Annotated in this window: 20 protein-coding genes; 18 read left to right on the top strand and 2 right to left on the bottom strand. The window is 37.9% G+C overall.

Annotation, left to right across the window (positions count from 1 at the left end):
• Window positions 1-6 precede the first annotated feature (6 nt).
• Together RU86_RS05335 and trhA are read right to left on the bottom strand one after the other, a co-directional pair.
• Window positions 7-1,452 (bottom strand): 6-phospho-beta-glucosidase, encoded by a 1,446-nt coding sequence (locus RU86_RS05335; protein ID WP_096814398.1) that lies wholly within the window; start codon window positions 1,450-1,452, stop codon window positions 7-9.
• Between the two features lie 386 nt (window positions 1,453-1,838).
• Window positions 1,839-2,480, bottom strand: a complete 642-nt coding sequence (gene trhA, locus RU86_RS05330) for a PAQR family membrane homeostasis protein TrhA (RefSeq protein ID WP_096814397.1) — start codon at window positions 2,478-2,480, stop codon at window positions 1,839-1,841.
• A gap of 232 nt (window positions 2,481-2,712) precedes the next feature.
• On the opposite strand from trhA, the gene RU86_RS05325 reads away from it, so the two are divergent.
• The 18 genes from RU86_RS05325 to alaS all read left to right on the top strand — a co-directional run bounded on the left by RU86_RS05325 (window position 2,713) and on the right by alaS (window position 20,506).
• Entirely contained in the window at window positions 2,713-3,543 is an 831-nt protein-coding gene (locus tag RU86_RS05325) for a DegV family protein (protein ID WP_096814396.1), read from the top strand.
• 123 nt (window positions 3,544-3,666) lie between these two features.
• Window positions 3,667-4,539, top strand: a complete 873-nt coding sequence (locus tag RU86_RS05320) for an SGNH/GDSL hydrolase family protein (protein ID WP_096814395.1) — start codon at window positions 3,667-3,669, stop codon at window positions 4,537-4,539.
• Window positions 4,529-5,101: a YpmS family protein gene (locus RU86_RS05315; RefSeq protein ID WP_096814394.1), complete on the top strand. Its 573-nt coding sequence runs from the start codon at window positions 4,529-4,531 to the stop codon at window positions 5,099-5,101. Before RU86_RS05320 ends, RU86_RS05315 begins: the two co-directional genes overlap by 11 nt.
• Window positions 5,102-5,233: 132 nt before the next feature.
• Complete coding sequence (locus tag RU86_RS05310; RefSeq protein ID WP_047915197.1) at window positions 5,234-5,509, top strand: HU family DNA-binding protein; 276 nt, start codon at window positions 5,234-5,236, stop codon at window positions 5,507-5,509.
• A 332-nt stretch (window positions 5,510-5,841) separates the two neighbouring features.
• Complete coding sequence (locus tag RU86_RS05305; RefSeq protein ID WP_096814393.1) at window positions 5,842-6,573, top strand: lysozyme; 732 nt, start codon at window positions 5,842-5,844, stop codon at window positions 6,571-6,573.
• A 557-nt stretch (window positions 6,574-7,130) separates the two neighbouring features.
• The gene (locus RU86_RS05300) at window positions 7,131-7,775 is read left to right on the top strand and encodes a hypothetical protein (protein WP_096814392.1); all 645 of its coding nucleotides are present in this window, start codon (window positions 7,131-7,133) and stop codon (window positions 7,773-7,775) included.
• A 156-nt stretch (window positions 7,776-7,931) separates the two neighbouring features.
• Window positions 7,932-8,420, top strand: a complete 489-nt coding sequence (locus tag RU86_RS05295; protein WP_096814391.1) for a MepB family protein — start codon at window positions 7,932-7,934, stop codon at window positions 8,418-8,420.
• 133 nt (window positions 8,421-8,553) lie between these two features.
• Window positions 8,554-8,673 (top strand): LPXTG cell wall anchor domain-containing protein, encoded by a 120-nt coding sequence (locus RU86_RS05290; protein ID WP_096814390.1) that lies wholly within the window; start codon window positions 8,554-8,556, stop codon window positions 8,671-8,673.
• Entirely contained in the window at window positions 8,670-8,996 is a 327-nt protein-coding gene (locus RU86_RS05285; RefSeq protein WP_047915200.1) for a glutaredoxin domain-containing protein, read from the top strand. The genes RU86_RS05290 and RU86_RS05285 overlap by 4 nt, the downstream gene beginning before the upstream one ends.
• 148 nt (window positions 8,997-9,144) lie before the next feature.
• A complete protein-coding gene (locus tag RU86_RS05280) occupies window positions 9,145-9,405 on the top strand; it encodes a SemiSWEET family transporter (RefSeq protein ID WP_096814389.1) in 261 nt (86 codons plus the stop codon).
• A gap of 257 nt (window positions 9,406-9,662) precedes the next feature.
• Window positions 9,663-11,333 carry a formate--tetrahydrofolate ligase gene (locus RU86_RS05275; protein ID WP_096814388.1) on the top strand — a complete coding sequence of 557 codons (1,671 nt, stop codon included), beginning with the start codon at window positions 9,663-9,665 and terminating at the stop codon, window positions 11,331-11,333.
• A gap of 108 nt (window positions 11,334-11,441) precedes the next feature.
• The gene (locus tag RU86_RS05270) at window positions 11,442-12,422 is read left to right on the top strand and encodes a Gfo/Idh/MocA family protein (protein WP_096814387.1); all 981 of its coding nucleotides are present in this window, start codon (window positions 11,442-11,444) and stop codon (window positions 12,420-12,422) included.
• 90 nt (window positions 12,423-12,512) lie between these two features.
• Window positions 12,513-13,496, top strand: a complete 984-nt coding sequence (locus tag RU86_RS05265) for a competence protein CoiA (RefSeq protein ID WP_096814386.1) — start codon at window positions 12,513-12,515, stop codon at window positions 13,494-13,496.
• Window positions 13,497-13,598: 102 nt separating this feature from the next.
• Window positions 13,599-15,401, top strand: coding sequence for an oligoendopeptidase F (gene pepF / locus RU86_RS05260; protein WP_096814385.1), 1,803 nt, complete (start codon window positions 13,599-13,601; stop codon window positions 15,399-15,401).
• Window positions 15,402-16,142 carry an O-methyltransferase gene (locus RU86_RS05255; protein WP_096814384.1) on the top strand — a complete coding sequence of 247 codons (741 nt, stop codon included), beginning with the start codon at window positions 15,402-15,404 and terminating at the stop codon, window positions 16,140-16,142. It abuts the gene before it with no gap.
• Window positions 16,143-16,243: 101 nt separating this feature from the next.
• Window positions 16,244-17,152 (top strand): peptidylprolyl isomerase PrsA, encoded by a 909-nt coding sequence (locus RU86_RS05250; RefSeq protein ID WP_096814383.1) that lies wholly within the window; start codon window positions 16,244-16,246, stop codon window positions 17,150-17,152.
• A 211-nt stretch (window positions 17,153-17,363) separates the two neighbouring features.
• On the top strand, window positions 17,364-17,861 hold the full coding sequence (locus tag RU86_RS05245) for an LURP-one-related/scramblase family protein (RefSeq protein WP_096814382.1): 498 nt from the start codon (window positions 17,364-17,366) through the stop codon (window positions 17,859-17,861).
• A 29-nt stretch (window positions 17,862-17,890) separates the two neighbouring features.
• Window positions 17,891-20,506 (top strand): alanine--tRNA ligase, encoded by a 2,616-nt coding sequence (alaS, locus tag RU86_RS05240; protein ID WP_096814381.1) that lies wholly within the window; start codon window positions 17,891-17,893, stop codon window positions 20,504-20,506.
• The last annotated feature ends 446 nt before the right edge of the window (window positions 20,507-20,952 follow it).

Here is a 20,952-nt window from a genome sequence, read left to right as displayed (position 1 = left end):
TGTAACTTATTGTTTGAAGTCTAGTGAGGCCCCGTTGCTTGAGATGACGTTTTGATACCAATAGAAAGAGTCTTTTTTACTACGTTCTAGCGAACCGTTACCAGCGTTATCTTTGTCGACATAGATAAAGCCATAGCGTTTTTCCATTTCGCCAGTTCCAGCAGAAACTAGATCGATACAGCCCCATGGGGTATAGCCAATCAGGTCAACCCCGTCCTCAATGACAGCCTTTTTCATTTCGACAATGTGTGCCTTAAGGTAATCAATTCGATAGGTATCATGCACTTGTCCATCTGCATCGACTTGATCATAAGCGCCAAACCCATTTTCCACAATAAATAAGGGCAGGTGGTACATGTCTGTTAACCAATTGAGTGTATAGCGTAAGCCTTCAGGATCAATCTGCCAACCCCAGTCAGAAGCTTTAACATACTCATTTCGTACCAGTTGTGTACTTTCATCATAGTCAAAATTTTCACTACCAGGTGTATGCCTGATTGCAAATGACATATAGTAGCTGAGCCCGATGTAGTCGACGGTACCGGTTTTTAGTATGGCTAAGTCATCCTCTGTGATATCAAGCTGATACCCTTTTCTTGTCCACTCTTTTTTTAGCCACTCAGGATAGGTACCATGAACATGGACATCAGCAAAATAGTAGCGGTGTTCCATGGCTTTTTGTGCCATGATGATATCTTTCGGATGACAGGTCTGTGGATAAATAGGGCCCATGGCGATCATACAGCCAATCTCTAAATCAGGGTTGATCTCATGCCCAATTTTGACAACTTTAGCACTAGCAACTAATTCATAATGTGCTGCTTGATACATGATCTCTTCACGGTTTTCACCGGGTTCATAGTAAATCCCTGAGTTTGTAAATGGAGCAAAGTCTTCATTGAAATTAGCTTGATTATTAATCTCATTAAAAGTCATCCAGTGTTTTACCTTAGTATGGAAACGAGTTAAACAAGCTGTTGCAAACCTTTCAAAAAAGGCGATAGTCTGCCGATTTCTAAAGCCACCATAATTTTCCACTAAAGCATAGGGCATCTCAAAGTGCGATAAGGTAACAATGGGTTCAATCCCATATTTCAAACATTCATCAAATAAATCATCATAAAACTGTAGGCCAGCTTCATTAGGCTCTGTCTCATCTCCTTTCGGGAAAATACGTGTCCAGGCAATTGACGTTCTAAAACAAGTGAAGCCCATTTCTGCAAAAAGCGCGATATCTGTTTTGTAACGATGATAGAAATCAATTCCCTCATGATTGGGGTAGTATTCACCAGCTATGATACCTTTGGTAATTGAACGGTAATGATCAGGTCCACCAACGGTCATGACATCAGCAACGCTAATACCCTTACCATCGATATCCCAAGCACCCTCTAATTGATGAGCAGCAACTGCACCTCCCCATAGAAAATTATCTGGTAATGAATTTGACATGTTTTTAGATCTCCTCTCTCTATAGTGTCATCATACTAGGAAAGCCCTTTCATTACCATTGGCTATTTTACCGTTTCATAACGGTAAAATAGGATAAAATTTAGTTTTTTAAACATAAACCTCTTTTATACAAATATACAAAATACTCATTTAATTATAACTGAAATGAGTTATTTATCAGTAATTAGTGAGGTATTGATGAAAAATATATAAATTCAGATACTTTTTTCATCAATATCAAATAGTTAGAGGTGGATACAATAAAAAAACCAAATAAATGGTCATCTCTTAACGCTAAGTAAACAGGTAATCCACAAAATTTAGTTGATTTAAAAAACAGTCTCTAGTTTGAAAGCATCAAACTAGAGACTGTTACAGTATTTAAATTAGATGAACTTATAAACTGAAACCCACATGAGTACAGCGGCTGCCATAACAAACAAGTGCCATACGACGTGTGCATAAGGAAACTTTAGAGAATAAAAATAAGCACCACACGTATAAAGAACACCACCAACAAATAAGAGCCACACACCAGGATGGGGCAGTGCATCCCAAAGTGGTTTTAAGGCAAATACGATGAGCCAGCCCATGATGACATACAGAACAGTTGAGATTTTGGGCACATCATCCCATTTGGGGAGAAAAATAGATTTCAGTACGACACCAGCTATGGCACAAGCCCAAACGATGGCAAAAAGCGTCCAACCTAGCCAACCATTTAGCGTGATTAAGCAGTAGGGTGTATAAGTACCTGCTATAAGCAGGTAGATGGATGAGTGATCAAAGACTTGGAAGACTTGATTTGCCTTGGTAAAAATGAGACTGTGAAAGAGGGTTGAAAAAAGAAAAAGTAAGACTAAGGTTGTCCCATAGATACTATAGCTAACGATTTGGATGGCCGAATGATTAGCAGATCCCTTTAGAATAAGCAAGATAAGTCCTGCAACAGCAAAGGCAAAGCCAATACCATGCGTAACAGCATTGAAGACTTCATTTGTAATGATATAAGCTTTAGAATTTTTCAAAAGATACCTAGTTTCTATTTGTGGTCGTTATTGGGTCATTCTAGTCTAAAGTCACGTTTAAGAAAGAGTGCATTTGATGGCATTATACTCAGAATTTGATATAATAATTAACAGAGGGTTTGCAAAGCAACATCTAGTTTTGGAAACCACTTCATCTATAGTATACCATATTTTTGGGAAATGCTACTATTTTTTAAAAAAAATATGATTTTGAACAGAAAAGAGTTTAAGAATGACGATAAAAATTGTGACGGATTCGACAATTACAGTTGATCCAGAGCTGATTGAGAAATATAACATTACGATTGTGCCGCTTGCCATATTGATTGATGGTGTCCTATACCAGGATACCGATTTATCAGCAGAAACGTTCATGGCAAAAATGAAAGCAAGTAAACATCTACCTAAAACATCACAGCCACCGGTTGGTGTATTTACAGAAGTTTACGACAGATTAGCTGAAGATGGCAGTCAAATCATCAGTATTCATTTGACTAAAGCCTTATCAGGTACGGTAGAAGCAGCCCGTCAAGGTGCCATGTTATCAAATGCTGATGTGACAGTCATTGATAGTGATTTTATCGACCAAGGCTTAAGATTTCAAGTGGTTGAAGCCGCTAAGTTAGCTGCGAAAGGTGCGTCCAAAGAAGACATTATTGCCGCAACGATCAAGACTAAAAATAATACGGAACTTTATATTGGCATAGCAAATCTTGATAACTTGGTCAAAGGTGGTCGAGTTAATCGTGTAACGGGTGTATTAAGTGGCCTCTTAAATATCAAAATCGTTATGGAATTTGTTGATAATAACCTGCAACCTATGTTGAAAGGCCGGGGAAATAAAACCTTTCAAAAATGGTTGGACGACTTTATGTCGAAAATTTCTGGTCGTAAAGTGAAGCACATTGGTATTTCACATGCTGAAAATCTCACATTTGCACAACATATGAGAGATCAACTACAACCATTTGTGTCTGAAAAGATTTCAGTTCTAGATACAAACTCAACTGTAGCAACACATACAGGACCAGGGGCTTGGGCACTTCTGATTGAATTTGAGTAAGATTAACTAAGTAAGAGTAGCATCGTCATTAAATAGGATAACGATATATAATTGGTAATAGAGAAATGCATCAAGCATATGGCTACTCAAAAAAGTTAATGATTATAAATGAAGGTATCCACTATGGGAAATAAGATAAAACACAAAAAATTGAGTCAGTCCATTCGCTGGGTAATTGAAGTTGCCCTCTTTTTAGTGGCAATCGTTATCTTTTTTTGGGGTCTTAACAATTTTTGGATGAGGCCAGTCAATTCTGATTTGTCTAATGGCAAGTTTAGAGGCACTTTGACGCAAAAAAAGTTTAATTATGTGGCGATTGGAGATTCTTTAACAGAAGGTGTGGGAGATCGGACAGCCCAAGGCGGTTTTGTCCCTTTATTAGCCCATAATATAGATGATACCTATGATGTACAAGTCAAGTCCCAAAACTTTGGGGTTTCAGGTAATACCTCAACCCAGATTTATAAACGGGTAACAACCGATAATAAAATTCAAAAGGCAATCAAGAAAGCTGATTTGATCACGATTACCGTTGGTGGAAATGATGTGATGAAGGTTATCAGAACACAGTTAGCCAATTTATCTGAAACATCATTTAAAGCGCCTGCTAAAGCTTACCAAAAACAGATTTCAGACCTTTTTGCTTATATCCGACAGATTAATCCTGATGTACAGGTTTATGTCGTAGGTATCTATAATCCTTTTTACCTAAATTTTCCGGATATTAAGCAAATGCAAGATGTAATTGATAATTGGAATATCGCGACGAAAGCGATTGTTGATAAGCAAAAAAAGATGTACTTTGTACCGATTAATGATTTATTGTACCAAGGACTTGATGGTAATGAAGGTGTGACAGAAAAAACGGAGACCTCTCATACAATCACCAATAATGCTTTATTTGAAGAAGACCACTTTCATCCCAATAATATTGGTTATCAAGTGATGAGTGATGCAGTTGCAAAAGCGTATAAGGAGCATGCAAATGAAAAATAAGTACTGGAAATACATTTGTTTACTTGTATTAGCCTTTAATATTGCGATTATCGCTGTTATTGGCGTACAAGTAACCAAGCATAGGGACCAAAAGATACTAGATAATGTTAGTGTGATTAAGGGCGTGAATAAAGTTGCTGATATTTCAACAAATACGGAGCAACTTAACACAGTTATTAATAAATACTTAGCTGATTTCCAAGATGATAAGATGACTTATAAGTTTTATCTGTCAGATAAGGCTGTTCTCGAAGGTTCTTACAAGCTATTTGGGACAAGTATCCCCTTATACATCTATTTTGAACCTTATGCCTTAAACAGTGGCGCAGTTGACTTAAAAGTGACAAGCATTTCTATCGGTACTTTAAACATACCTACTAAAACAGCTTTGAGCTATATTAAAGGTGCTTATAAATTACCTAGTTTTGTCACGATTAATTCACAAAAGCAAGACGTATTAATTGACCTACCACAGGTTGCGATTGCTAAAGATACCTTTTTACAAGCAGGAAAGATAGATCTTAAAAATGGTCAATTCGTCTTTCATTTGATGCAAAAGTAGCTTAAAACCAATTTTTATGTAAAATGACTCACAAAAGTGCTAGAAATAGCATTTTTACTTGCTTTAATAGCAGTTAGTTGCTATAATAAAGTTTGCCTAAGGGTAAAAATATTATTGGAGGACATTTTTAAAATGGCTAACAAACAAGAATTAATCGCAAAAGTTGCAGAATCTGCAGATTTAACAAAGAAAGACGCTGAAAAAGCAGTAAACGCTGTTTTTGAATCAGTTTCTGGATTCCTTGCAAAAGGTGAAAAAGTTCAATTAATCGGTTTTGGTACTTTCGAAACTCGTGAACGTGCAGCTCGTGAAGGTCGCAACCCACAAACTGGTGCTGCTATCAAGATTGCAGCAACAACTGTACCTGCATTCAAAGCTGGTAAAGCTTTGAAAGACGCGGTTAAATAATTTAACTGTCAAAAGATGACAACCATGCGATTGTGTGGTTGTTTTTTTGTTTTTAAATTTTAAAAGGGGCATAAAAATTGCCTTATCGGCAATGGAAACTAGCTGAAATTTATGGATGATCTATCAGAAGGTATCAAGATGATGTAACTAGTGCTCAATTACCTACTTATGGGAGTTACATGATCGTATAAACGTCGTATAAACATCGCCTAAATAAACCAAAATAGCTGATAGAATTAGAGTATAAGGCTTGTGGATAGATAGGGAATATAAATTAAAAAGTATCGAACACAAGTTTTAAAATAAACTAAATAAAAACTAGGAGGATATGTATGAAGACTGGAGTTAACGGCTTAAACTTGATTAAAGAGTTTGAAGGATGTCGACTGACGGCATACGATATAGGTGATGGCATGATAACCATAGGCTGGGGACATGCGGAACCTGTAGGGAGAACTAATCTAATCGCTGGGGTTACAACATGGAGTCAATCACAAGCTGATTCACAGTTGGTTGCTGATCTAGTGGAGTATGAAAACGCAGTAGATAGTTTTTTCACTCGATCGTTCAATCAAAATCAATATGATGCGCTTGTATCATTTGCTTATAATTTAGGAGGCGGTGTGTTTTCTAGAGATGGTTGGGGTAGAAATGCTAATGATGCATCGATTACATATGATATCATGCTTTATTGTAATAAAGGTACGCCATATGAAGCAGGCATAACTAGACGTCGTAAAGCAGAGGTGGCTCTGTATAATTCAGATTCAGTTGATAATAATTCAAATGATGCTTCAAATGAAGACAAAAAGGAAAAGGGAGAGTTAAAAATGTTTATTGCACAATGTAGTGGTGGGGATGTCAATCAATATATTAAAAACGGAACATTTGTTTTGTTTAATTTGAGCCGTGGTATCTATAGTGTACTTAATGGCCAGGGTCAAGTTGATGCGGTAACAGAAGGACACCAGCTATCAACAGGTAAATCACTAAGTAAAGGTGCTATGAATAACGTCGTAATTACCAACTTAATTAACGGGTCTAAATTAGACTATCGCGGTTAAATTTTTTAGTAAGCAATACAAAGTTGACACTACTGGTCAGTAGTGAGCCTAGAGAGTTATGTGCTGAGCGGTTTCGATTCCCATGTGGTCAATAGTTTAATTGATTAAGTCAGGGTATGATCTCTGACTTTTTGTTTTACTTTAATTCTTGTATGCTTTTTATATGACTTTTTAATAAGAAAATCACTGTTTTCGACATAAAATGTATTTTTTATTAAAATAATAAATGTTTTTTCGGTGATAATATTGATTAAAATAACATTTTTTAAGTCTGGATATACGAATTCCTCTTATATTATACAAAATATTAGTGAGATAGATTGGAATTTAAAAAATAAAAAATGCTTGATAAATATAGACCTAACCTCTCGTTGTAACTACTTCTGTACAAATATTTATGAGTTGATTTATACTGGAAAATGAATTAATATTCATAAAGCTAAACTGATTGACATTCAATAACGAATCTGATATTATAGTTAAAGTAACAAAGAGGTTATTAATCTTTGTTAATAAAAATATAATAAAAACATGAAAAGAATGGACGTTAATTAAAAATGAAGAAACATAAAAAGAAGTATCTTGTCGCTTTAGTTGTGATGTTGTTGTCTGCTGGAACAGTTGGTGCTAGGGCTGTTTTCGCTAATGGAGATGTCATCTGGGGTGGAGAAAGCAATACGCAATCAATTTCAGATTCTCTAGATAAGCTATCTTTAAATATTAAGCAGAAGAAAGATTCAATTTCATCATTGAATTCATCATTGGAAACTGTCAAAAGAGATCTAGAGACATCAAAAGGTAGCATTGAGGCTTACAAAAATTCTGTGTCTGGTTATGAGAGCCAAATTTCAAGTCTTAAGGGTCAGTTAGTATCAAAAGATAACGAAATTGCAGGCAAGCAAAACGAAATTCAACAAAAAATTACTGAAATTCAACAAAAGATTACTGAAGGTAACCAAAAAGTTGCGGCAAAACAAGCTGAGCTAAATGCTAAACAAAATGAAGTTAATACGATCAGCCAACAGTTATCAGAGTCAAACAGAAAACTAGGTGACTTACAAAATAGCTACAGTCAAAAAGCTTCTGATTTAGAAAAAGCTAACTCAACAATTGCTGACTATGCAGCTAAATTAGAAAAAGCAAAAAATGAAGTAAATAATTTGAAACAAAAAGCTGATAAAGTTGTTAGCGAAAATCAATAACAAATAGATAAAAAATACCTAATGGGTGTTTTTTTCTATGTTCAGGGATATTTTAATTTAGGTAGTTAATTAACGATGACCAAGTGTTAGCCTTTATTTACTTGTAAGTTGACAGCGTCTTGCCTTAATTTTGCTACAATGATAAGGAGGTGAAAGATGAAAACATTGACTTTAATAGCGGATACTTTATCAGGCGTTGATAAGGTAAGCATCAAAAAAGGACATGAAGAAACTCAAAATAGCGAGTATGAGGGGCTCATCCTTACAATAAATGGTCAATCTTATCGGAGTAGGTTAGCTAAATTGACACCAAAGAAAGTGGGCTATTTTGTTGCCTTTTGGGAAAAAGATACTAATCATCAAAATCAGGCTTTTGACATGGCAAATACGCCGGATAAATTAATTATTTCTATTATAGATGGTGATCTGAAGGGACAGTTTATTTTCCCTAAATCAATCCTGATAAAGCAAGGTATCCTACGAAGTGAGCATGCTAAAGGCAAGATGGCCATGCGGGTCTATCCAACTTGGCTTGATCACTTAAATGCGACAGCTAGTCAAACACAAAAATGGCAAGGTGCTTACTTTGTTGATTTATCATCAGAAGTTGACCATAACAGGGTTGCCCAGCTATATTTTGCTTGATCGTCACCCATCTTAATAGCCAAGCACAATAATAATAGGAGATATGATATACTAGTATGTAAGAATATCTTTATTCTGTCGCCACCTAAATGTGGTTTAGCTGAACGAAAAATGAGCAGATAAAAGGGGAATTATGCTACCAAATACGGGAGAGCAAGCTTTGAAATTTTTGCCAATCATTGGCGCTGTCATCATTATCATCGCAATTATTTTATTTGTATACATTAAAAGAAAAGGAAGTAAAAATAAATGAGCGCAGTACACGCAGTCTTATACACAAAACCTCATTGTGCACCATGTAAAATGACGACTAAATTGATGGATAGTCTTGGTATGCCTTATGAAAATACCTATTATGGTAATTCAGAGGAAACAAACTCGATTGAACTTGATAGCCATAATGAGGTCAAGCGAACTTGGAGTGAGAAAAAAGTTGAAAAACTTAAGGAAAAATATAAAATTACGTCGCTACCCTTGATCAAGATTATTGATGATGAGACTGAAGCAGAAATTGAATTTTGGTCAGGATTTAGACCGGATAAAATAAAATTCTGGAATGAAAAAATGAATAGCTAAGCTCTCAAGAAAGTAGGGATAGCATTGATAGTTGGCAAGATTGCCAACTTTTTTTTATTAACCACTGTATAGGATGATGGATTTTATATCTGAATAATCGTCATATATTTGTTAAACTAAGTAGGGATAGATTAAAAAGGGGAGAAGTATGAAACAAGAAAAAATGATTAAGTATTTGAGTTGGGTCGCGACAGGGATGTCAATCATGATGTATGTCTCATATATTCCACAGATTGCCGATAACTTAGCTGGGGCGAAAGGCAATCCGATACAACCCTTTGTCGCTGCTGTTAACTGCCTGCTATGGGTTATCTACGGTCTGGGTAAAAAACCAAGAGATTTAGCCTTAGCAACGGCTAATTTTCCAGGAATTATTTTTGGTCTGGTTGCATTTGTGACAGCTTTATAAAAGAGAGTTAGTATAAGATACGATTGATTAGCAATATATCAAGGGTGTTATCACAGTCAACTCTATCAGTTAAAACCAGTAACGCTAGTCTTAGGGTTACTGGTTTTAGTTAGCCTTAAAAGAGAGAAGTATTTAGGCAATAAGCGATATAAACCGAACTTTTAACGCTTAATAAGGCTTAAATATAAACAATAGCAAAAAAACAGTGTATATTTTTGATATAATATGAAGTAATTATAAAGAATTGGGGAGTTATTGTGGTAAAATCTGATATTGAAATCGCACAAGCATCACCTATGCGGGTTATCACTGAGATTGCAGCTAAAGCTGGCATAGCTAGTGATGCGATAGAGCAGTATGGTAACTATAAGGCAAAAATTACCTTTGCTGGTCTTAATGAGTTGGAAAAGCGTGATGACGGTAAATTAATCTTAGTGACAGCCATTACTCCAACACCTGCTGGAGAAGGCAAATCGACTGTAACGATTGGCTTGGGAGATGCCTTGAACCAGCTTGGTCATCAAGCGATGATTGCCTTACGTGAACCGTCTCTAGGACCAGTCATGGGTGTCAAGGGTGGTGCTGCTGGTGGTGGTTATGCGCAGGTTTTACCGATGGAAGACATCAATCTCCATTTTACTGGTGACTTGCATGCGATTACGACTGCTAATAATGCGATTGCCGCGCTATTAGACAATCACATTCACCAAGGAAATGACTTAAATATTGATCCGCGACGTATTATTTGGAAACGTGTCGTTGATTTAAATGATCGCCAACTTCGTCAAATTATTGGTGGATTAGGGTCGCCAGTTAATGGTGTCCCACGGGAAGATGGATTTGATATCACAGTCGCTAGTGAGATCATGGCGGTTTTCTGTTTAGCAACGTCACTTGATAACCTGAAAGCACGCTTGGCGAAGATTGTCGTTGCCTACACGTATATCCGTGAGCCGGTAACAGTTGGGGACCTGGAGATAGCAGGGGCGATTACTGCCTTGTTAAAAGATGCCTTGAAGCCAAATCTTGTACAAACAATAGAAGGGACACCTGCCTTTATTCATGGTGGCCCATTTGCTAATATTGCCCATGGTTGTAATAGTGTCTTAGCGACAAAGGCAGCTTTAAAAGCAGCTGATTTTACAGTGACTGAGGCTGGTTTTGGTGCGGATTTAGGTGGTGAAAAATTTTTAGATATTAAGACACGTGAATTGGCTAAGCACCCTGATGCAGTCGTGATTGTGGCTACAGTTCGTGCCTTGAAAATGCATGGTGGCCTTGCCAAAACAGATCTTGAAGCAGAAAATATCACAGCCTTACAAGCTGGCTTTGCCAATCTCAATCGCCATATTGATAATATAAAGCAGTATGGCTTACCAGTTGTTGTGGCCATCAATGAGTTTGTGACAGATACAGCAGCTGAAATTCAAGCTTTGACTGATCTTTTAGTGACCAAACAAGTTACCTTTTCTTTAACCCAAGTCTGGGCTAAGGGGGGTGCTGGTGGCCTTGATTTAGCTGAGAAGGTTGTTGCTGCAACTCGTCAAGCAAGCGACTTTAACTATCTATATGCGCTAACTGATTCAATTCCAGAAAAGATAAAAGCCATTGTGACCAAAATCTATGGGGGCGCGTCTATTTCATTCAGTAAAAAGGCACAAACGCAAATGACAGTATTTGAAAAACAGGGGTGGTCGAACTTACCCATCTGTATGGCAAAAACACAATATAGTTTTTCAGATGATCAAACGCTGTTAGGTGCACCAGAAGGATTTGACATCACGATTCGTGAGCTTGTTCCTAAGCTCGGTGCAGGCTTTATCGTCGCCTTGACAGGGGATATCATGACCATGCCTGGTTTGCCTAAAAAACCTGCTGCCTTGAATATGGATGTTGATAATTTAGGAAATATTTCAGGACTATTCTAAGCAATTAGCTGGTGTCAATTTTAAAATAATTGGCTTATCTCTTTAGATGACTAGTGCCAATGAATCCTATTTTATCAGGTTAACTAGCTTAATTTGGTATAATGAACTATGAAAAAAATAAAATATGGCATCGTCTCAACTGCTCAAGTCGTCCCAAGATTTATTGAAGGCGTTCGCTTGAGCGGTACTGGCGAAGTGGTTGCGATATCAAGTCGGACACTTGAAGCTGCGCAAAAATTTGCGGCTGACTATGGGATTGCCAAAGCTTATGGCAGTCATGATGCACTCTATGGGGATGCGCAAGTGGATGTGATTTATATCGCAACTTACAATAAAGGGCATTTTCCTGAGGCAAAGAAAGCCTTGTTAGCGGGTAAACATGTTTTGCTCGAAAAACCGTTTACGCTGACATTAGCAGAGGCTAAAACCTTATTTGCTATTGCAAAACGCCAGCAGCTTTTCTTGATGGAAGCCCAAAAATCAGTCTTTTTACCGCTTACGGACATGATTAAATCAGTTGTGCAGTCAGATGAAATTGGAGACATATTATCTGTAAATAGTGTCACAGCCTATGCAAGTATTGATCATATTAGCTGGTTTAAAGACCTTGATGCAGGTGGTGGCACGGTTCATTTTATGCTGCCCTATGCCTTGAGTTATTTACAGTATATTTTTGGTGCTAAGGTAAGGGAATACTCGGGGATTTCAGATATGGTCTCAGGTGAGTCTGATAGTCAGGCTAAAGTGCTACTGAAATTGGATAATGGCGTCCTTGCTGATATTTTCTTAACGACAAAAGTAGGTCTTGATAAAGTCATGACGATTCAAGGGACGAAAGGAAAAGTGGTTATCCCTGAGTTTTGGCGTGCCAAATCAGCGACAATTTACGATTTGGAAGGGCAAGTTATCCGCCATCTCGATGCCCCTTTTGAAAGTGATTTTGTTTATGAAGTGCAACATGTGAATCAGCTGATTTTAGCTGGAGAGCTGGCAAGTCCGATCATGACTGATGAGATGACGCTATCTGGTGTTGGCGTTATGGATGCTTTGTATCAATCATGGATGATAGATAAGATCCAGTCTGTTTAATAAATTAACAGTTAGTCAAATGATGCATCTATATTGAAAAGAACGACGCGCAACTCGTCGTTCTTTTTCGTATAGATATGTGGAGGTAATATGCTAGTAGCTATAAATGAAGATAGACAGATACTGAATTTATTAGACATTGATCGATTGAAAATGAAGGATTTGAAATCGAAAAAGTTCAGGTGTCCAGCATGTAAGGGGCAAGTTTATTTGAAATATGGGTCAGTTAGAGCACCCCACTTTGCACATGTTAGCACCGCCTCATGTCAGTATGCCTCAGAACATGAGAGCTACCAGCATCTATCCTTAAAAAGCGTCTTATATCACTGGTTTTCAGAGACAGAAACAGTGCAAGTCGAACAGTTTTTAAAAAAGATACAGCAAAGACCTGATTTGTTAATCAACGCTAGCATAGCAGTTGAAATTCAGTGTAGTCCCCTATCTGTTAAACGCTTACGAGAAAGGACCAACAGTTACCATCGGAATGGCTATACTGTTTTATGGCTGATGGGAGAAGCACTATGGCTGGGAGATTATTTATCAGAGCTGAAACAGCATTTTCTATACTTTTCAGAATCAGCTGGTTTTTATTATTGGGAACTGGATATAAAAGCTAAACAAATCCGTCTGAATTACTTGATTCACCAAGATTTGACAGGACAACTCCATTATCTGGTCAAGACGTTTGCTTTTGGGTCTGATAAGCTGCTTGATATACTAAGAACCCCTTTTAAAGGTGGCGCAAAAAGTTTAAAAGTTCAGTTATCACAAGATATCAGTCGCTATATTGCCCGACAACTCTATTATAAGCATTCCAAGTGGCTGAAAGTGCAAGAGATATACTATAAAAATAAGCAAAATCTATTAACCGTGGGTAATTTACCTAACGTCATATTTCCTGTAGGGCTAAATAGGTTAACTTATCAGTTTGAAGGTGTAGTCTTACCAGACTATTGCCAACTTACCCAAGATGTTAGGCCTTATTACCGTCATTTTATAAGCTATCATCAGACCAGGCCATGTGGCATCGTCTACCCGCCACGCGTCTATAGTGCGAGGTATCAACTGTCTTAATCGATTACACAACATAAAAGGGATCGGTGTCATCAAGAAACGGTGTATCTGGTCTACTTTTGTGTTAAAATAGTAGGAAAAGATTAGCAAAAGGAGTAACAAATGGTAAAAAAACGTGATGAGATATCAGATACATATAAATGGGATTTAACGACAATTTTTGAGACAGATAGCTTATTTGAAGCAGAACTTACGACTGTGTTAAGTGCAATAGATGACATCCCTAAATTATCTGGGACATTGATCGATTCTGCTGAGACTTTGCTTACGATTACTGAGTTAGAGTTAGCTTTGATGCAACGTGTTGAAAAACTTTATGTGTATGCATCTATGAAAAATGATCAAGATACGACCGTTAGTCTTTATCAGGAATACCAAGCCAAGGTAACAGGATTATACGCAAAATTCAGTGAAGCATTTGCATTTTACGAACCAGAATTTATGAGTCTATCTCAAGAACAGTTTGCCCAGTTTAATATTGATAAACCAAAACTGCAAGCCTATGGTCATTTTTTTGCCCAGTTATTTGAAAAAAAACAGCATGTCTTATCCAGTGCAGAAGAAGTGATTTTAGCAGGGATTTCAGAAGTATTTGGTGCAGGTGCTGAGACTTTTGAAGTCTTGGATAACACAGATATTGTATTTCCGATGGTCAAAGATGACACAGGACAGGAAATACAGCTGTCACATGGTAACTATATATCGCTAATGGAATCCCCTAATCGTGAGGTTAGACAGGCGGCTTATGAAGCACTATACAGTGTTTACGCCCAATATCAGCATACTTATGCAAAGACGCTACAAACGAATGTAAAAGCACAGAATTTCACTGCTAAGACGCGTCACTATGCTTCTGCTCGTCAAGCCGCCATGTCTAGTCATCATATTCCAGAAGCTGTCTACGATACCTTGGTGGATACCGTTAATGCCCACCTGCCTTTATTACATCGCTATATCAAATTGCGTCAGGAGTTGCTGGGCATTGAAGAGCTTAAAATGTATGATGTGTATGCCCCATTATCAAAAACGGATTATAAGTTTACCTATGAAGCAGCGGTGATTAAGACACAGGACACACTAGCTATTTTGGGACAAGACTATCTGGATAAGGTCAAACGTAGTTTCAAAGAAAACTGGATTGATGTACAAGAAAACAAGGGCAAACGATCGGGTGCTTACTCAGGTGGATCTTATGATACAAATGCCTTTATGTTGCTTAACTGGCAGGATACATTAGATAATCTATTTACACTCGTCCATGAGATGGGCCATAGTATGCACAGTAGTTTCACACGTGAAAGCCAGCCTTATGTGTATGGCGACTACAGTATTTTTCTTGCAGAAATTGCGTCGACGACAAACGAAAATATCTTGACTGAAACCCTATTAAATGAGGTGACGGATGTGCAAACCAGATTTGCAATTCTCAACCATTTTTTGGATGGTTTCAGAGGAACCGTCTTTAGACAAACGCAGTTTGCAGAGTTTGAACATGCAATCCATGAGGCCGATGCAGCAGGTACAGTACTCACAAGTGCTTATTTAAATAGCTTATATGCTGAGCTAAATGAAAAGTATTATGGTCTTTCGGCGCAAGAAAATCCGGAAATCCAGTATGAATGGGCGCGAATACCTCATTTTTACTATAATTACTATGTCTTCCAATATGCCACAGGATTTGCGGCAGCATCTGCACTAGCGGATAAAATAGTAACTGGTAGTGAGCAGGACAAGGCCGATTATTTGGCTTACCTGCGTGCCGGTGCTTCAGACTATCCCTTAGCAGTTATGGCTAAAGCAGGCGTTGATATGACATCATCAGACTATTTGACTGATGCCTTTAAGGTGTTTGAAAAACGCTTGATTGAACTAGAGACGATTGTCAAAAAAGGTGAACAAATTTAGATGGAAACAATAAGTAACTCAGAACATGACGCAACAAGTGTCAAATCCTATAATCAGTATTCTAATCATAATATGCGTCGCCCAGTCGTAAAACAAGAAATTGTTGACTTTATGAGACATGAACAAAAGCAACTGACAGGCTTCTTAGGGGAAATGGAACAGTTTGCTCACGATGAAAATGTGCCCATCATTCCACACGAAACAGTCGTCTATTTTCAGTTTTTACTAAGCGCTTTACAGCCTAAAAATATCTTGGAAGTTGGGACTGCAATCGGTTTTTCTGCCCTTTTGATGGCACAATCAGCGCCGAAGGCAACGGTGACCACGATCGAGCGGAATCCTGAGATGGCCGAGCTAGCCAGGGAGAACTTCAAACAGTATGATTTGGCTGAACAGATTACCTTAATCGAAGGTGATGCGATCGATGTCCTATCAGGCTTGCCAGACACCTATGATTTCGCATTTATGGATTCTGCTAAATCTAAATATATCGTCTTTCTACCTGAGATACTGAATCGCTTATCAGTAGGTGGGAGTGTTGTGATTGATGACGTTTTCCAGGGTGGAGATGTGGCAAAACCGATAGCAGATGTCAAGCGTAACCAACGTGGTATCTATCGTGGCTTACATAAGTTATTTGCTGCTACACTGAACAATCCAAACTTGACAGCAACACTAGTCCCACTTGGAGATGGTATGCTGATGATCCGTAAAGATGCTGATGACGTTGACTTAGGTTGAGTTAAGGTTTGTGCAAGAAATTATGATATAATAGAGTTGGTTGTTGTTATGTGTCCATGAGTGATAGGTAACAAGAACAAACTTGAAAGGTAAGATAAAAATTGAATTTTAAAAAAATTGGTGTTGTTGTTGCAACAGGACTTACAGTCATCACACTTGCTTCTTGTGGGAAAAATGATGCGAATAGCGATATTGTAACGATGAAAGGTGATACGATTCGTGTTACCGATCTTTATGCACAGACAAAAGAATATCCGACAACTGGGGCATCAACATTGTTGCAAAATATGACATTTAACAAAATTTTTGAAAAAGAATTTGGTAAAAAAGTGTCAGATAAAGAGGTTGCTAAAGAGTTCGATACGCAAAAAGCATCACTTGGTACAAACTTTGCATCTGCTTTACAACAAGCTGGCTATACAGAAAGCTCTTATAAAGATTCAATTCGCTCACAACTCTTGTTAAAAGCAGCAGTTGTCGATAAGATCGAGTTTACTGATGCTGCCTATAAATCAGCATTTGAAACGTATCATCCAGAAGTTTCAGCCTTAATCTTACCTGAGAAATCAGCAGATGACGCAAAAGCAAAAATTGCTGATGCACAAAAATCACCAGATGATTTTGATAAAGCAGCTAAAGCACAAAAAGGTGATTTGAAATTTGATTCAGCTAGCACATCAGTACCAAAAGAAGTGATGGCTGCTGCATTTAAACTAAAAGACGGTGAAGTTTCTGCTGAACCAATCACGGTTATGGATCCCCAAACAGGTGCCTCTTCTTTCTATGTTGTGAAGATGGTGAAAAATGCTGATAAAGGGACTGACTGGAAGAAATATAAAAAAGAACTTAAAGCAGTGATTACAACGACTAAACAAAATGATACGCAGTTTGTAAATAGTATCATTACAAAATACTTAAAAGATTACAATGTAAAAGTGAAACCTAAAGAATTTGCTAATACATTTGCAGCTTTTGAGTCAACAACAGATAGTTCAAAAGCAAAAAAATAAAATAGTCAGGTTAAACAGAGAGATAGCGGTGGTGAAAGCTGTCAGACTTGATTAGTGCTTATAAGCAGATGATACCTGCGTTATCAAACAAAGAGAGACGATACTTTATCGTGAATGAGGGTGGTACCGCGTTTTTGCGCCCCTTGCTTGCGATAGAGTTTTTCTTTTTACATTGTAAAAACATTCACATATTAAAAATCAGGGAGATGCTATGACGAGTTATCACATCAAACAAAAATTATGGTCACTTGGTGGTGAATTTGAGATTAAAGATGGTTTTGGGAATCCAGCCTATTCTGTAGCAGGCAGCTTTTTTAAGATTCCTAAGTACTTTACAGTCAATAAACCAGATGGCACACAAGTGTCGAAAATTACAAAAGTCATGTTTCAGTTTTTACCAAAATTTGATGTCGCGCTTTCGGATGGTAGTGGATTTAGAATTGCTAAAGCATTCACTTTGTTTAAACCTAGATACCATATCGAAGATTTAGGACTTGATGTTCAAGGTAATTTTTGGGATATGAATTTTGACCTGATAAAAAATGATGTCGTTGTGGCCCAAATCTCCCAAGAATGGTTTAAGCTTACTTCAACTTATAACATCGATATATATGATGACAGATATGCCGATATTGTCATCTCTTTAGTCATTGCCATCGATTATGTCAAGGAACAAGAGTCGCATGCGTCTGGTTCCTCAGCAACTTAAAAATAAAAAGCAGTTAGAAAGAAATTAGTATGAAAAAAATGACCTCACAAGAAGTACGCCAAATGTTCCTTGATTTTTTCAAGTCAAAAGGACATGTAATTGAACCGTCTGTTAGTTTAGTGCCAGTGAATGATCCAACTTTGCTTTGGATTAACTCAGGTGTGGCAACGCTTAAAAAATATTTTGATGGCTCTGTTATCCCTGAAAATCCACGCATTACTAATGCGCAAAAAGCGATTAGAACAAATGATATCGAAAATGTTGGGAAAACTGCACGTCACCATACTATGTTTGAAATGCTAGGCAATTTCTCTATTGGTGATTATTTCCGTAAGGAAGCGATCGAATGGGGCTTTGAATTATTAACAAGTTCTGAGTGGTTTGAGTTTCCAGTAGAAAAACTCTACATGACGTATTATCCAGCTGACATGGATTCTTATAATCGTTGGATTGAAGTTGGGGTATCTCCGGATCACTTGATTCCGATCGAAGATAACTTCTGGGAAATCGGTGCAGGCCCAAGTGGTCCCGACACAGAGATTTTCTTTGACCGGGGTGAGGCATTTGATCCAGAAAATATCGGTCTTAAGTTACTGGCTGAGGATATTGAAAATGACCGCTATATCGAAATTTGGAATATCGTGTTAAGCCAATTTAATGCCAATCCAAGTGTGCCACGTAGTGAGTATGAAGAACTACCGCATAAAAATATTGATACGGGCATGGGGCTAGAGCGTATGGTTGCGGTCATTCAAGGCGCACATACTAACTTTGAAACAGACTTATTTATGCCAATTATCCGCCAAATCGAGCAACTCTCTGGTAAAACGTATGATCCCTATGGTGATAGCATGAGCTTCAAAGTGATTGCGGACCATATTCGCTCGCTCTCATTTGCTATTGGTGATGGTGCTTTACCAGGTAATGAAGGACGCGGATATGTCTTACGCCGTCTTTTACGTCGTGCCGTGATGCATGGTCGTAAACTGGGAATTAACGATACTTTCTTGTATAAATTAGTTAAGGTTGTTGGTGATATCATGCAATCTTATTATCCAGAGGTTTTGGAAAAACGTGAGTTTATCGAGAAAATCGTAACCCGTGAAGAGGAAACGTTTGCTCGAACTATCGATGCTGGTAGTAAATTATTTGATGAAGTCATTACCAAACTTAAGTCTGAAAATCAAGCAACACTTGATGGTGCAGATATCTTTAAGCTTTATGATACCTATGGTTTCCCAGTTGAATTGACTGAGGAACTAGCAGAAGATGCTGGGTTCAAAATTGACCACGCTGGTTTCGAAGCGGCGATGAAAGCCCAACAAGAACGTGCAAGAGCTGCAGTTGTAAAAGGTGGCTCTATGAACAAGCAGTCGGAAGTATTGACAGCCTTGACTGTCACATCTGAATTTTCATATACAGTGCAAAAATTGTCATCACCTTTAGTGGCTATCGTGCAAGATGATAAGCGTGTTAAAACGGCTAAGGGCCTAGCACAAGTTGTCTTTTCTGAAACACCATTTTATGCTGAAATGGGTGGACAAGTAGCTGACCATGGTGTGATCATGGACCAAGCAGGTGTTGTTGTGGCGACTGTAACGGATGTTCAAAAAGCACCAAATGGTCAAGCTTTACATACCGTTGAGATAGTGACTGAACTGTTTGAAAATGAAACGTATACACTTGCGATTGATCTCAAGCGTCGTAATAGCGTGATTAAAAACCATACAGCAACGCATTTACTTCACGCAGCGCTGCACACTATTTTAGGTAATCATGCGACCCAAGCTGGCTCTCTAAATGAAGTTGACTTCTTACGATTTGACTTTACGCATTTCTCAGCTGTTACTGCTGATGAACTGACTGAAATAGAGCGTCAAGTGAATGAAGAAATCTGGAACGCTATTGACGTCTTAACAGTTGAAACAGATGTTGCGACTGCGAAAGAAATGGGTGCGCTAGCTCTCTTTGGTGAGAAATATGGTAAGACTGTTCGTGTGGTAACGATTGGCGACTACTCAGTCGAGCTATGTGGAGGGACACACGTCGGCAATACCAGTGAAATTGGCCTATTCAAGATTATTAAAGAAGAAGGCATCGGATCTGGTACACGTCGTATTATCGCCTTAACAGGTCAAAAAGCATTTGAAGCCTTTAAAGATCAGGAAGCGATTTTAAAAGATATTCAAGGTTTAGTCAAATCTCCGCAAGCGTCACAAACGGTTGCCAAAGTAGAAAACTTGCAAGCAGACCTTAAAGAGGCACAAAAAAATCTTGAGAGCCTGTCTGCTAAAATGGCTTCAGCCCAATCAGATGAAGTCTTCCAAAACGTGAAAACAGCAAATGGTGTGTCTTATATTGCTGAAAAAGTAACAGCCAAAGATGCTGGAGCACTTCGCAGTTTAGCGGATATTTGGAAACAAAAGAATAGTTCAGATGTCTTAGTACTTGTTGCACAGATTGATGAAAAAGCGAATCTGTTAGTAGCTAGTCAAAATAGCGATATTAAGGCAGGAAATCTGGTCAAAGCGCTGGCACCATTTATTGATGGTCGTGGTGGCGGTAAACCTGATATGGCCATGGCTGGCGGAACAAACCCTGCAGGTATTTCTGAACTTCTGGAACAAGTCGGTGCTAATCTTTAAGTAGGGATTAGTGATGTGGTATAGAATGAATCCTATCGGTGTCTCAAGATGACAGATATAGAAGGTTCACGCAAAAAAACAACTGACGACTAGCCTAGGGATTTATAAAGAACGATAAGAAATGATGAAAGGAAAGCTGGTATTGGCCACTTTCCTTTTTATGATGCCGTATAATCTATGGTCATACTCTGATAAGGAAACGGCAATCATTTTCTTGATTTGAGAAATGGGCATGTGCTAGGATATCTTCCATTCGTTTGTCACAGTCTGCACAAATCATCAAGACCTAAAATAAAGGGGTAGTGTGCACTTTGAAGTAGACCGCATCAAAAAGACTTTCCAAATAGGAAGGTCTTTTCTAATTTCAGAATAGTCATTGTGTCCATACCATAATGATCAACTGATTAGTTTTTAGGCAGCATTGATGTCGACATATTTTAAAATTT

The sequence above is a fragment of the Pseudolactococcus piscium genome (assembly GCF_002441695.1).
Classification (GTDB): domain Bacteria; phylum Bacillota; class Bacilli; order Lactobacillales; family Streptococcaceae; genus Pseudolactococcus; species Pseudolactococcus piscium.
This window is presented reverse-complemented; position numbering and strand designations above follow the sequence as displayed.

Excerpts from the sequence above, each read along its gene's own strand:
- RU86_RS05335 (WP_096814398.1), bottom strand. The coding sequence starts at position 1,452 with ATGTCAAATTCATTACCAGATAATTTTCTATGGGGAGGTGCAGTTGCT.
- RU86_RS05325 (WP_096814396.1), top strand. The coding sequence starts at position 2,713 with ATGACGATAAAAATTGTGACGGATTCGACAATTACAGTTGATCCAGAG.
- RU86_RS05320 (WP_096814395.1), top strand. The coding sequence starts at position 3,667 with ATGGGAAATAAGATAAAACACAAAAAATTGAGTCAGTCCATTCGCTGG.
- RU86_RS05315 (WP_096814394.1), top strand. The coding sequence starts at position 4,529 with ATGAAAAATAAGTACTGGAAATACATTTGTTTACTTGTATTAGCCTTT.
- RU86_RS05310 (WP_047915197.1), top strand. The coding sequence starts at position 5,234 with ATGGCTAACAAACAAGAATTAATCGCAAAAGTTGCAGAATCTGCAGAT.
- RU86_RS05305 (WP_096814393.1), top strand. The coding sequence starts at position 5,842 with ATGAAGACTGGAGTTAACGGCTTAAACTTGATTAAAGAGTTTGAAGGA.
- RU86_RS05300 (WP_096814392.1), top strand. The coding sequence starts at position 7,131 with ATGAAGAAACATAAAAAGAAGTATCTTGTCGCTTTAGTTGTGATGTTG.
- RU86_RS05295 (WP_096814391.1), top strand. The coding sequence starts at position 7,932 with ATGAAAACATTGACTTTAATAGCGGATACTTTATCAGGCGTTGATAAG.
- RU86_RS05290 (WP_096814390.1), top strand. The coding sequence starts at position 8,554 with ATGCTACCAAATACGGGAGAGCAAGCTTTGAAATTTTTGCCAATCATT.
- RU86_RS05285 (WP_047915200.1), top strand. The coding sequence starts at position 8,670 with ATGAGCGCAGTACACGCAGTCTTATACACAAAACCTCATTGTGCACCA.
- RU86_RS05280 (WP_096814389.1), top strand. The coding sequence starts at position 9,145 with ATGAAACAAGAAAAAATGATTAAGTATTTGAGTTGGGTCGCGACAGGG.
- RU86_RS05270 (WP_096814387.1), top strand. The coding sequence starts at position 11,442 with ATGAAAAAAATAAAATATGGCATCGTCTCAACTGCTCAAGTCGTCCCA.
- RU86_RS05265 (WP_096814386.1), top strand. The coding sequence starts at position 12,513 with ATGCTAGTAGCTATAAATGAAGATAGACAGATACTGAATTTATTAGAC.
- pepF (WP_096814385.1), top strand. The coding sequence starts at position 13,599 with ATGGTAAAAAAACGTGATGAGATATCAGATACATATAAATGGGATTTA.
- RU86_RS05255 (WP_096814384.1), top strand. The coding sequence starts at position 15,402 with ATGGAAACAATAAGTAACTCAGAACATGACGCAACAAGTGTCAAATCC.
- RU86_RS05245 (WP_096814382.1), top strand. The coding sequence starts at position 17,364 with ATGACGAGTTATCACATCAAACAAAAATTATGGTCACTTGGTGGTGAA.
- alaS (WP_096814381.1), top strand. The coding sequence starts at position 17,891 with ATGAAAAAAATGACCTCACAAGAAGTACGCCAAATGTTCCTTGATTTT.